The organism is Streptomyces coeruleofuscus, assembly GCF_039532725.1.
GTDB classification, from domain to species: Bacteria; Actinomycetota; Actinomycetes; order Streptomycetales; family Streptomycetaceae; genus Streptomyces; species Streptomyces coeruleofuscus.
Map to the genome: position 1 here is coordinate 1,600,316 of NZ_BAAASE010000001.1, position 12,065 is coordinate 1,612,380.

The following is a 12,065-nucleotide window of genomic DNA, read 5'->3' on the forward strand; positions in this document are numbered from 1 at the left end:
ATCTCCCGCTATGGTGCAACTGAGCTGCGCGGTCCGCCTGTTTGAAGATCGACCGGGTTCCCGGGCGGGGCGGCGCGAAGCCTCTAGGGTGAGGATGTGCGCCTGCTTTTCATGTCCGATACTCACCTGCCCAAGCGGGCCAAGGTCCTGCCCGCCCCCCTGCTGGCCGAACTCCCGCACGCCGACGTCGTGTTCCACGCGGGCGACTGGGTCGACACGGCCACCCTCGACCTGCTGGAGGACCGCTGCCGCAGGCTCGTCGGCGTGTACGGCAACAACGACGGACCGGACCTGCGTGCCCGGCTGCCCGAGGTGGCGTACGCGGACCTGGGCGGGGTGCGCTTCGGCGTGGTCCACGAGACGGGTTCCGCCCAGGGCCGGGAGAAGCGCTGCGCCGCCCGTTTCCCCGGCCTCGACGTGCTGGTCTTCGGCCACAGCCACATCCCCTGGGACACCACGGCCCCCACCGGCCTGCGCCTGCTCAACCCGGGCTCCCCGACGGACCGCCGCCGCCAGCCCCACTGCACGTACATGACCGCCACCGTCGCCGACGGCAGTCTCACCGACGTGGAACTGCACCGGCTGCCGCCCCGCACGCCCGGCTAGGGCCTGCCGTTCGGATCACGCCGCAGACGCGGGGTCTGGCACGCGCATCTGCCGCGTTGTCGTCGGTTGCCGACTCCCCCACGCTCGGCTTCGCTCGCGCGGGCGGTGCCCTCCTCCGCCTTGCAGCCGCACGCACCAGACCCCGCTCACCGGCGCCGGACACCACCGTCGATTTCCTGCGGCCTGATCCAAACGACGGACCCCAGGGGTGTCCGGCCGCCGCAGGGAACCGCCCTGTCATGATCGGCGCATGGCGCGGGACGACGGATACCTCCTGGACAACCGGCAGGCCGAGGCCGGTACGCGCTTCGACGCGCTGGCCGCCCTCTTCGACGCCTCGACGTTCCGGCACTTCGAGACGCTGGGTGTCGCAGAGGGGTGGCGGTGCTGGGAGGTCGGAGCAGGCGGGCCGGGCGTCGCCGCGTGGCTGCGCGAGCGCGTCGGACCGCGCGGGCGTGTGCTCGCCACCGACATCGACGTGTCCTGGACCGAGGCGGCCGCCACCGACGGAGTCGAGGTGCTCCGCCACGACGTCGGCCGCGACGAACCCCCGGCCGGCCCCTTCGACCTGGTCCACGCCCGCCTCGTCCTGGTCCACGTGGCCGAGCGCGACGCCGCGCTGCACACCATGATCCAGGCCCTGCGCCCCGACGGACGGCTGCTGGTGGAGGACGCCGACCCCGCGCTCCAGCCGCTGATCTGCCCCGACGAGTACGGCCCCGAGCAGGAGCTGGCCAACCGGCTCCGCACCGGCTTCCGCGAGCTGCTGCGGCAGCGCGGCGCCGACTTCTCCTACGGACGCAGGCTGCCCCGGCTGCTGCGCGAGGCCGGACTCGCCGACGTCGAGGCCGACGCGTACTTCCCGGTCACCTCGCCCGCGTGCGACGTCCTGGAGGCGGCCACCGTCCGGCAGGTGCGGGACAAGCTGGTCGCCGAGGGCCTCGCCACCGACGAGGAGATCGAGCGGCACCTCGCCAACGTCGAGGCCGGGCGCCTCGACCTCGCCACCTCACCGATGATCTCGGCCTGGGGCCGACGGCCCGCCGACGACGGCCCCCGGCCCTGACTCACCGGGGCCGGGGCGGATGCACCGCTCCCTCCGTGGCGGTCAGCGGGGCCCCCGTACCGCCCCAGCGCAGAGCGACGATCTCGGCGGCGACGGACACCGCCACCTCCTCGGGCGTACGGGCCCCGAGGTCGAGACCGACCGGTGAGCGCAGCCGGGACAGCTCCCGTTCGGTGAGCCCGGCCTCGGCCAGCCGCCGCGCGCGGTCGGCGTGGGTACGGCGGCTGCCCATCGCCCCGATGTAGGCGGCGGGCCGGCGCAGTGCCTCCTGGAGCAGCGGCACGTCGAACTTGGGGTCGTGCGTGAGGACGCAGACGACCGTGCGCTCGTCGGTGTCCGTGTCCCTCAGGTAGCGGTGCGGCCATTCGGCGACCACCTCGACGCCCTCGGGGAAGCGCCGGGGCGTGGCGAAGACGGGGCGGGCGTCGCAGACGGTGACGCGGTAGCCGAGGAAGTCCCCGATACGGGCGACGGCCGCCGCGTAGTCGATCGCGCCGAAGACCAGCATCCGCGGCGGCGGTGCGAAGGACTGGAGGAACACGCTGACGGAGTCCTCGCGGCGCTGCCCCTGCGGCCCGTAGTGCCGCAGCCCGGTGGCACCGAGAGCGAGCTCGCCGCGCGCGTCGGCGGTGACGGCCGCGTCCAGGCCGCTCGCGCCCAGCGTGCCCGACACCCGGTCCGGCCGGACGGCGAGCGTCGCCCCGCGCGGGGCCGGACCGTCGGTCACCGTCGCCGTGGTCACCGGTTCCCCGGCCGCGACGCAGTCCACGACCGAGCCGAAAACGGGATCCCGCTCTGCCGTCACGGGACGCACCAGCAGCGTGATCTCACCGCCGCAGGTCAGGCCGACGGCGAAGGCGTCCTCGTCGCTGTATCCGAAGGTCTCCAGCCGGGCCACGCCGCTCGCCACGACCTCCTGCGCCAGCTCGAACACCGCACCCTCGACACAGCCCCCGGACACACTGCCCACGACCTCCCCGTCCGGACCCACCGCCATCGCCGCGCCCGGATCGCGCGGCGCGCTGCGGCTGACCTCGACGACCGTCGCCAGGCCGAACGGGAGCCCGGCCGCGTACCAGCGGCCGAGCACCGGGAGGATGTCACGCACGACCGGCTCCTTCCACACCCCACGGGTACCCCGTCGGCGGTTAATTCCGTTGTGGCCCACCGGGCCGGTCTGCTGCACTGCACGGGTCCACGACGTCATCGAGTACCGAGGAGCGACAGATGCGCCCTGCGTCCATGTCCCCCCAGACAGGAACGGCTCTCTCTCCGAAGGACATGACGCTTCGTGCAGTTGCTCAACCTTGGAATTCTCGCCCATGTCGACGCAGGTAAGACCAGCCTGACCGAGCGGTTGCTCCATTCGGCCGGGGTGATCGACGAGGTCGGCCGCGTCGACGACGGGAACACCCGCACCGACACCCTCGCGCTGGAGCGGCAGCGCGGCATCACCATCAAGTCCGCCGTCGTCTCGTTCCCGCTCGACGGTGTGACGGTCAACCTCATCGACACACCCGGTCACCCGGACTTCATCGCCGAGGTGGAGCGCGTGCTCGGCGTGCTGGACGGCGCGGTCCTCGTGATCTCCGCCGTCGAAGGGGTGCAGGCGCAGACGCGGGTGCTGATGCGGACGCTCCAGCGGCTGCGCATCCCGACCCTGCTCTTCGTCAACAAGATCGACCGGCGCGGGGCGCAGGGCGAGGAGGTGCTGCGGTCGGTCGCGGCCCGCCTGACACCCGCGATCGTGCCGATGGGAACCGCCACCGGCCTCGGCACGCGCGCGGCCCGCTTCGTCCCGGGGCCCGGCCCGGCCGCCGCCCTCGACGTGCTGACCGAGCACGACGACACGCTGCTGTCCGCCTACGTCGAGGACACCGTCACGGACGCCCTCCTGCGCAGGTCCCTCGTCGCGCGGACCCGGGAGGCCCTGGTCCACCCGGTCTACTTCGGCTCCGCCGCCACGGGCGCGGGCGTGGACGCGCTCCTGTCCGGCATCGAGGAACTGCTGCCGGCCGCCGACGGGGGCGCGGACGGGCCGGTCTCCGGCACCGTGTTCAAGGTCGAGCGGGGCCCGGCGGGGGAGAAGGTCGCCTACGCCCGGATGTACTCCGGCACGCTGCGCACCCGCGACCGGATCCCCTGCGGAGCGGACGGCACCGAGGGCCGGATCACCGGGATCAGCGTCTTCGGCCACGGCACGGACACCCGTGCGGACGCCGTCGCCGCCGGGCAGATCGCCCGGCTGTGGGGCCTCGGCGACATCAGGATCGGCGACGCGATCGGCGAACCCCGCAAGGCGTACGAGCACTTCTTCGCCCCGCCCACCCTGGAGACGGTCGTCGTCCCGGGGCCAGGGGTGAACCGAGGCGCACTGCACCTCGCGCTCACCCAGCTCGCCGAACAGGACCCGCTGATCGGCCTGCGCCACGACGAACGCCGGCAGGAGACCTCCGTGTCCCTCTACGGCGAGGTGCAGAAGGAGGTCGTCCAGGCCACGCTCGCCGACGAGTACGGTCTGCACGTCACCTTCCGCGAGACCACCCCGCTGTGCGTCGAACGGCTCGTCGGCACCGGGCACGCCGTGGAGTTCAACAAGCAGGACCCGAACCCGTTCCTCGCGACGGTCGGCCTGCGCGTCGAACCGGCACCGGTCGGCTCGGGCGTCGGCTTCCGGCTGGAGGTGGAGCTCGGATCCATGCCGTACGCCTTCTTCAAGGCCGTCGAGGACACCGTGCGCGAGACCCTCGGCCAGGGGCTGCACGGCTGGCAGGTCCCCGACTGCACCGTCACCATGACCCACAGCGGCTACTCACCCCGCCAGAGCCACGCCCACCAGGGCTTCGACAAGAGCATGTCGAGCACCGGAGCCGACTTCCGCGGCGTGACCCCGCTGGTGCTCGTCGAGGCGCTGCGGCGGGCCGGCACACGGGTCCACGAGCCGATGCACCGCTTCCGTGTCGAGGCCCCGGCCGACACCCTCGGCGCCCTGCTGCCGGTCCTCGCCGGGCTCGCGGCCGTACCGGAGGCGACGCGCAACCGGGGCGACCTCTGCGTCCTGGAAGGCACCGTGCCGGCGGCCCGGGTGCACGCCCTCGGACAACTGCTGCCGGGGCTGACCCGCGGGGAGGGAGAACTGGAGAGCGTCTTCGACCACTATGCGCCAGTCACGCACGGCACGGTTCCGCGGCGCCCGCGCACCGACCACAACCCGCTGAACAGGAAGGAGTACTTGTTGAACGTGACACGAAGAGTGGGCGGTTGAGGTGTGGGCGCTGGCCGAGAGGGAACTTACTCCAGAGTCAGGGGTGTTGACGCTGTCCTGATATCACCGGACTGTAGTGGACATGCCGACTATCCGAGTACGTCTGCTGGTTGTCCTGGCTGTCCTGTTCGGCTCCCTGTCGGTGGCGGGCGTCCCGCCCGCCACCGCCGCGCCCCCTCCCGGCTCCCTCTGGTTCGACGATCCGGCCGTCACCGTGAAGAACGGCCGCTTCACCGACGCCTCCGGCCGGGAGGTCGTCCTGCGCGGCTACAACGTCTCCGGCGAGACCAAGCTCGCGGAGAACAAGGGCCTGCCCTTCGCCTCCGTCGCCGACGCCCGCAAGTCGGCGACCGCCCTGCGCGCCCTCGGCGGCGGCAACACCGTCCGCTTCCTGCTCTCCTGGGCCTACGCCGAGCCCGAGCGCGGCACAGTGGACACCGCCTATCTGGCCGCGGCCACCGACCAGATGAAGGCGTTCCTCGACGCGGGCATCCGCGTCTACCCCGACTTCCACCAGGACCTCTACTCCCGGCACCTCTTCGACGCCGACAGCTGGTACACCGGCGACGGCGCGCCCAAGTGGGCGGTGGACGCCGGGAACTACCCCGACGAGTCCTGCGGGATCTGCCTCTTCTGGGGGCAGAACATCACCCAGAACGAGGCCGTGAAGCGCGCCACGTACGACTTCTGGCACAACGCGCACGGCGTGCAGGACGCCTTCCTCGCCACCGCCGAGAAGACCATGGCGTACGTCGAACAGCACCTGAGCGCCGACCAGTTCAAGGGCGTCGCCGGCTTCGATCCCTACAACGAGCCGCACGCGGGCGTCTACGACTCCGGCCAGACCAGTCGCGCCTGGGAGAAGGACGTGCTGTGGCCGTTCTTCGAGAAGTTCCGGTCCCGCATGGACGCGGCCGGCTGGCGCGACAAGCCCGCCTTCGTGGAACCGAACCTCTTCTGGAACGCCAACCTCGACTTCCAGAAGCAGGAGGGCGGCCTGCTCGACGCCGGAAAGCTCGGACCGCGCTACGTCTTCAACACCCACTTCTACGACCAGAAGGCCATCTCCGGCGTCTTCATGTGGGGCAAGGCGGCCGACGGCCAGTACGCGGGCGACTTCCGCACGGTCCGCGACCGGGCCGCCGCCGCGCAGACCGCCGCCGTCGTCAGCGAGTTCGGGCATCCCCTGGCGGGCAACGTCTCCGACAAGGCGCCCACCGTCCTCAAGGCGATGTACCAGGCCCTCGACTCCCGCCTGAAGGGCGCCGACTGGTGGTCCGACCCGGCGGCCTCCGGGCCGGTGCTCTCCGGCTCGCAGTGGCAGTGGGACATCTACAACGGCCGCCACCGCGAGCTGATGAACGGCAACCCCGACAAGGTGCTCACCGCCGGTGACGCCTGGAACGACGAGGACCTGTCCGCCGTACGCCTCGACGACTCGGGCAAGCCGGTGCTGCGCCAGGACGCCCGGCTCCTGGACCGCCTCTACCCGAGCGCCACGGCCGGTACGACCGTCGGCTTCACCTACGAGGACCGCTCCCGGGACGGCTCGACGACCCTGACCTGGAACCCGGTGCCGGACTCACTGCCGAACGTGAAGCGGCTGGTGGGCCCCGGACAGTACGGGCTGCTGCTGTGGCGTTCGGACGGCGGCCGGGCACCCACCGAACTGCACCTGCCGGCGAGCTTCCCGACCGCGTCCACCACCGTCGTCTCCGACCTGGGCACGTCCCACGCCCCGCCCGCTTACACCTCGACGACCCCGGTCGGCGTGGCCCAGGAGCCCGGCGGCACGGGGAGCCGCCGCCTGCTGCTCACCGCGCCGGACTCGGGCGTCCTGCACTACGCGCTGGTGACCAACGGGGCGACGGCTCCCTCGGCCGAGCTGCTGAACGCGGCCCGCTCCGAGCTGGCGGCGTGGACCGCGAAGGAGGTCAACTAGCGGACGGGCTCGTCCAGCCGGCCTCCACATGGCCGAGCCGGACGCGCTGCGGGTGGTCCCCGACCGGCACGGACGCGACCTTCTTCCCGGTGGCGAAGTCGATGGCAGTGACCTGGTCGGATCCGCTCTCGGAGACGACGCAACTCTTGCCGTCACCGCTGACCGTGGCCCAGTAGGGCTTGGCGGCGGTGACGAGCGGGCCCTGCTGGAGGGTGCCGCGGTCGACGACCGTGGCGTAGTCGTCCATGGTCCCCGCGACGCACAGTTTCCTGCCGTCCGGGCTCATCGAGAGGCCGTGGTGGCGGGAGTCGTTGACGAAGGTGGTGCGGTCGTCACTGGTCGCCGGGTTCTTCGGCAGGGTCTTCGTGCGGGTGATCCTGTCGGAGGCCAGGTCGTACTCGAAGAAGCCGTTGAAGAACGACACCTGGAAGTACAGCTTCGACTCGTCCGGCGAGAACACGGCGGGCCGCACCGCGTCGGAGGAGTCCTTCAGACCGATCGCGTCCAGGCGCGGGCGCATGTCGATGACCTTGACCTGCTGGTACGTGGTCGCGTCGATGACGGTGATGCGCCGGTCGCCCTTCGTCCAGTCCAGCCAGGGCGCGTCGGTCTGCGTGTTCACCTCGCCGATCGACATGTTGTAGATGTACTTGCCGTCCTTGGTGAAGATGTTCTCGTGCGGCTTGTCGCCGGTGGCGGCCTTGCCGAGCTGCTTGCCGGTCTCGATGTCCAGGACGTGCACGGCGTTGCCGGTCGAGGCCGACACCGCGACGCGCTTGCCGTCGGGGGAGACGGCCATGTGGTCGGCGCGGAAACCGGACACCGGGAAGCGCCAGTTGATCCGCCCGGAGGCCAGGTCGATCGAGACGACGTCGGCGAAGCTGGGCCGGGAGACGACCACCGACTTCCCGTCCGGCGTGGAGTACATGTCGTCGACGAACTGGTCGTGTCCCTCGCCGACGCTGTTGCGGATCGTCATGAAGGCGATCCATCTGATCGGATCGGCGTTGATCTCCGCCATCCGCTCGCCCTTGTCGGGGATGACGTTGATCCGGCCGATCCGCGCGAAGTCACCGGTGGACTTGATGACTTCGGCGGTGCCGTCCCAGTTGTTGCCCACGAACAGCACCTGGCGCAGCGCGGCGGAGGCGTCGGGGGCGTCCGCGTGGGCGGCGGTCGCGGGAACGGTGGCGGTCAGGGCGAGGGCGGCGGTCAGGGAGCACAGGTGCCGTCGTCGGAAGACGGGCATGGCTGATCCCTCCTCTGCGGGTGGGGGTGAGGAATCTGAACACGCGTACTTTCAGAGTCAACTTACTGCAAAGTAAGGAAGGGGCGGCCTGCTTCACAAGACCGCTGCCACGACAAAATCGCGTTCGGGCGAAGATGGGTGTCCGAGCGGACGAAGGGAGCGCCGGTGCCGGGCAGACTCAGAGCGCCCACCGGCCGCTACGGCGGCAAGACCGCCGAGGAGCGGCAGGCCGAGCGGCGCCGGCGGTTCCTGGACGCCGCGCTCCAACTGTTCGGCGACACCCCCGGCTTCCGCGCCACCACCGTCGCGGCACTCAGCGAGGCGGCCGGGCTGTCCACCCGTCAGTTCTACGAGGAGTTCCGCACCCTGGAGGACGTGCTCGCGGCCCTGCACCTCCAGGTCAACGACTGGGCCGAGGCGGCCGTGGTCGAGGCGGCGGCCGACGCGGCGGACCTGCCGCTCGTCGAGCGCGCGACCGCCATCTTCCGCGCCTACGCCGGGAACCTCGCCGCCGATCCACGCCGGATCCGCATCACCTTCGTCGAGATCATCGGCGTCAGCCCGCGCCTGGAGGAGCAGCGGCTCGCCCGCCGGGCCGGCTGGGTCGACCTCATCTGCGCCGAGGCCCGGGCGGCCGCCGCGCGCGGCGAGGCGGCACCCCGCGACTACCGCCTCGCGGCGACGGGTTTCATCGGCAGCGTCAACGGTCTGCTGCACGACTGGAGCGCCGGCTGGGTCGACGCGACGCTGGACGAGGTCGTCGACGAACTGGTCCGGCAACTGCTGGGGATCCTGCGGCCCCCGGGCTGGAGTCCGCGGACCTGACTCAGACCCGCGTACGTCCACGCCCGGTCGCCTCGGCCCCCGGAAAGGCCCGCCGATAGTCGCCGGGCGACACCCCGAGGTGCCTCAGGAAGTGGTGGCGGAGATTGTTGGCCGTGCCGAGGCCGCTCAGCTCCCCGACCTTCTCGATCGGCAGGTCCGTCGACTCCAGCAGTGACCGGGCGCGCCCGAGCCGCTGGTCGAGAAGCCACTGGAGCGGGGTCGTCCCGGTGACGGCCTGGAGCCGCCGGTAGAACGTACGCGGGCTCATCGCGGCCCGCCGCGCCAGGTCGGCCACGGTCAGCGGCCGGTCCAGGTTGGCCCTCGCCCATTCGAGGACGGGTGCCAGCCCCTCGTCGTCGCCGGCCGGCACCGGCAGCTCGATGAACTGCGCCTGCCCGCCCGGCCGGTGGGCGGGCACCACCATGCGGCGCGCGAGCTGGTTGGCGACGTGCGCGCCGAGGTCGCGCCGCACCAGGTGCAGACACAGGTCGAGGCCGGCGGTCAGTCCGGCGCTGGTGAGCACGTCGCCGTCGTCCACGTACAGCACCGACGCGTCGACCTGCACCTTCGGGTAGCGCTCGGCCAGTTGTGCGGTGTGCATCCAGTGGGCGGTGGCACGCCGTCCGTCGAGCAGCCCCGCCTCGGCCAGCGCGAAGGCACCGGTGCACAGGGAGACCATGCGGGCGCCCGCATCATGAGCCCGGCGCAGGGCCTCGATCAGCTCCCGCGGCAACGGCCTGCCCTCCTCGACGCACGGGTCGGGCACGGAGGGCACGATCACCGTGTCGGCGCCCACCAGATCGTCCAGCCCGTAGCGGGTGCGCAGGCTCAGCCCGTGTCCGCCCGCACCACCGTCCCCCTCCTCCGGCCCGCCCCTGGTCCCGCACAGCCGCAGGTCGTACCAGGGATCGGCCAGATCGGGCTGCGGCTTGCCGAACACGGTGCAGGGGATGCTCAGTTCGTACAGATCCCACGAGGGGACCCCGATCTCCTCGGTCACGACCACGGCGACAGAACCGGCACTCATGCTCCGCAGCCTATGGCAGGAATTTGGTGGACGCCGTCACCGCTGTCACTGTTCCCGATCTTCGTGCCCTGCGAGCGTGTCCGTACGTGATCACGCGTCATCTGGCAGTTGGAAACGAGGAGTTGGGCATGAACGCAGGACACCGCCGGCCGGTCACCGTCGTCGGACTGGGCTCGATGGGCTCGGCACTGGCCGCCGCGTTGCTGGACCGGGGCCACCCGACCACCGTCTGGAACCGGACCCCGGACAAGGCCCGCCCCCTGGTCGACCGCGGCGCCCGCCTGGCCGGCACACCGCAGGAGGCGATCGCCGCCTCGCCGCTGACCATCGCCTGCGTGCTGGACTACGAGGCGCTGTACACCGTCCTCGACCCGGCCGCCGCCGAACTGGCGGGCAGAACCCTGGTCAACCTCACCTCCGGGTCCCCCGAACAGGCCCAGGAGGCGGTCAAGTGGGCCGACTCCCACGGGGCCGGCTACCTCGACGGCGCCATCATGACCACCCCGCCCGGCGTCGGCGACCCCGCCATGATGTTCCTCTACAGCGGCTCCCAGGAGGTCTTCGACGCCCACCGCTCCACCCTGGCGTCCCTCGGTGACCCCCTCCACCTGGGCACCGACCCCGGCCTCGCCTCCCTCTACGACGCCGCCCTGCTCGGACTGATGTGGTCCACCATGACCGGCTGGCTGCACGGCACCGCTCTGGTCGGCGCCGAGCGGACATCCGCCACCGCCTTCACCCCGGTCGCGATCCGCTGGCTGAGCACGGTGACGCGCTTCCTCACCACGTACGCGCCCCAGGTGGACGCCGGCCGCTACCCGGGCGACGACGCCACCGTCGACGTGCAGATCGCGGCCATCGACCACCTCATCCACGCGGCGGCGGTCCGCGGCATCGACAACGCGCTGCCCGAGCTCCTCAAGGCCGCCATGGAGAAGGCCGCCGCCGCCGGTCACGGACAGGACAGTTACGCCAGCCTGATCGAGGTCCTGAGGAATCCCGCCGACAGCGAGGCCTGACACCCGCTAGACCGACGCCAGCACCACGAGATTCACCGCCACCAGCAGCGCGCATCCCAGCAGCAGACCGGCCAGCAGCCGTGCGCGGAGCCTGCGGTACACCGCCTCGTACTCGCCCCGCAGCTCCTGTCCGCGCCGCGCCGTGCGGTGCCACGAGGCCCGGGCGAGGGCGAGGTGTTCCGCCGCGAACAGCCGCTCCACCTCCTCGCGTTCGGCCTCCGGCAGCCGTTCGAGCCGGGCGGCGAAGCGCGCGGCGGCCGCCCGGGCCTCCTCGTGCGCGGCGGCGGCGAGCAGATGGCCCTCGACCTCGTTGTGGAACGCCCGCAGGTCCACGGGCAGACCTTCCATGGCGGTCATCGGAGCGTCAGCTCCCTGTCCGCCGCCGCGACGTCCGCATGGTGCAGGTCGAACGCCGGGGACTCGCTGCGGATCCGGGGGAGCGCGACGAAGTTGTGGCGGGGCGGCGGGCAGGAGGTGGCCCACTCCAGGGAACGGCCGTAGCCCCACGGGTCGTCGGCCGTGACCCGCTCGCCGTACTTCGCCGTCTTCCAGACGTTGTAGAAGAACGGCAGCATCGACATGCCGAGCAGGAACGAGCTGATCGTCGACACCGTGTTGAGCGTCGTCAGGCCCTCCACCGCCAGGTAGTCGGGGATCCGCCGCTGCATGCCCTCCGCGCCCAGCCAGTGCTGGACCAGGAACGTGCCGTGGAAGCCGGTGAACAGCGTCCAGAAGGTGATCTTGCCGAGGCGCTCGTCCAGCATCTTGCCGGTGAACTTCGGCCACCAGAAGTGGAAGCCGGAGAACATCGCGAACACGACCGTCCCGAAGATGACGTAGTGGAAGTGCGCGACCACGAAGTACGAGTCGGAGACGTGGAAGTCGATCGGCGGCGAGGCAAGCAGCACGCCCGTGAGCCCGCCGAACACGAACGTGATGAGGAAGCCGGTCGCCCACAGCATCGGTGTCTCGAAGGACAGCGAGCCCTTCCACATGGTGCCGATCCAGTTGAAGAACTTCACACCGGTCGGGACCGCGATCAGGAAGGTCATGAAGGAGAAGAACG

General features: G+C 71.4%; 11 protein-coding genes. 6 read left to right on the top strand and 5 right to left on the bottom strand.

Annotation, left to right across the window (positions count from 1 at the left end; all coding sequences use genetic code 11):
* Window positions 1–96 precede the first annotated feature (96 nt).
* Both ABFX81_RS07005 and ABFX81_RS07010 read left to right on the top strand, forming a co-directional pair.
* Window positions 97–606: a YfcE family phosphodiesterase gene (locus tag ABFX81_RS07005; protein WP_086850110.1), complete on the top strand. Its 510-nt coding sequence runs from the start codon at window positions 97–99 to the stop codon at window positions 604–606.
* 250 nt (window positions 607–856) lie between these two features.
* The gene (locus ABFX81_RS07010) at window positions 857–1,672 is read left to right on the top strand and encodes a methyltransferase domain-containing protein (RefSeq protein WP_086850108.1); all 816 of its coding nucleotides are present in this window, start codon (window positions 857–859) and stop codon (window positions 1,670–1,672) included.
* A gap of 1 nt (window position 1,673) precedes the next feature.
* On the opposite strand, the gene ABFX81_RS07015 is transcribed toward ABFX81_RS07010, so the two are convergent.
* Window positions 1,674–2,780 (bottom strand): XdhC family protein, encoded by a 1,107-nt coding sequence (locus tag ABFX81_RS07015; RefSeq protein ID WP_346137751.1) that lies wholly within the window; start codon window positions 2,778–2,780, stop codon window positions 1,674–1,676.
* Window positions 2,781–2,963: 183 nt separating this feature from the next.
* Between ABFX81_RS07015 and ABFX81_RS07020 the strand changes: the two genes are divergently transcribed.
* Both ABFX81_RS07020 and ABFX81_RS07025 read left to right on the top strand, forming a co-directional pair.
* On the top strand, window positions 2,964–4,937 hold the full coding sequence (locus tag ABFX81_RS07020) for a GTP-binding protein (RefSeq protein ID WP_086850105.1): 1,974 nt from the start codon (window positions 2,964–2,966) through the stop codon (window positions 4,935–4,937).
* Between the two features lie 82 nt (window positions 4,938–5,019).
* Entirely contained in the window at window positions 5,020–6,879 is a 1,860-nt protein-coding gene (locus ABFX81_RS07025; RefSeq protein WP_086850134.1) for a cellulase family glycosylhydrolase, read from the top strand.
* Here ABFX81_RS07025 and ABFX81_RS07030 read toward each other — a convergent pair.
* The gene (locus tag ABFX81_RS07030) at window positions 6,872–8,128 is read right to left on the bottom strand and encodes an outer membrane protein assembly factor BamB family protein (protein WP_086850103.1); all 1,257 of its coding nucleotides are present in this window, start codon (window positions 8,126–8,128) and stop codon (window positions 6,872–6,874) included. The genes ABFX81_RS07025 and ABFX81_RS07030 overlap by 8 nt on opposite strands.
* A 165-nt stretch (window positions 8,129–8,293) precedes the next feature.
* Between ABFX81_RS07030 and ABFX81_RS07035 the strand changes: the two genes are divergently transcribed.
* A complete protein-coding gene (locus ABFX81_RS07035; protein WP_346137752.1) occupies window positions 8,294–8,953 on the top strand; it encodes a TetR/AcrR family transcriptional regulator in 660 nt (219 codons plus the stop codon).
* 1 nt (window position 8,954) lies between these two features.
* On the opposite strand, the gene ABFX81_RS07040 is transcribed toward ABFX81_RS07035, so the two are convergent.
* The gene (locus ABFX81_RS07040) at window positions 8,955–9,959 is read right to left on the bottom strand and encodes a GlxA family transcriptional regulator (RefSeq protein WP_428837146.1); all 1,005 of its coding nucleotides are present in this window, start codon (window positions 9,957–9,959) and stop codon (window positions 8,955–8,957) included.
* 149 nt (window positions 9,960–10,108) lie between these two features.
* On the opposite strand from ABFX81_RS07040, the gene ABFX81_RS07045 reads away from it, so the two are divergent.
* On the top strand, window positions 10,109–10,999 hold the full coding sequence (locus ABFX81_RS07045; RefSeq protein ID WP_086850256.1) for an imine reductase family protein: 891 nt from the start codon (window positions 10,109–10,111) through the stop codon (window positions 10,997–10,999).
* Between the two features lie 6 nt (window positions 11,000–11,005).
* Here ABFX81_RS07045 and ABFX81_RS07050 read toward each other — a convergent pair whose 3' ends face one another.
* Window positions 11,006–11,356, bottom strand: coding sequence for a hypothetical protein (locus tag ABFX81_RS07050; protein ID WP_086850257.1), 351 nt, complete (start codon window positions 11,354–11,356; stop codon window positions 11,006–11,008).
* Window positions 11,353–12,065, bottom strand: a 713-nt coding sequence (locus ABFX81_RS07055) for a cytochrome c oxidase subunit I (RefSeq protein ID WP_346137753.1), incomplete at its 5' end; no start/stop codon positions are given. The genes ABFX81_RS07050 and ABFX81_RS07055, both read right to left, overlap by 4 nt.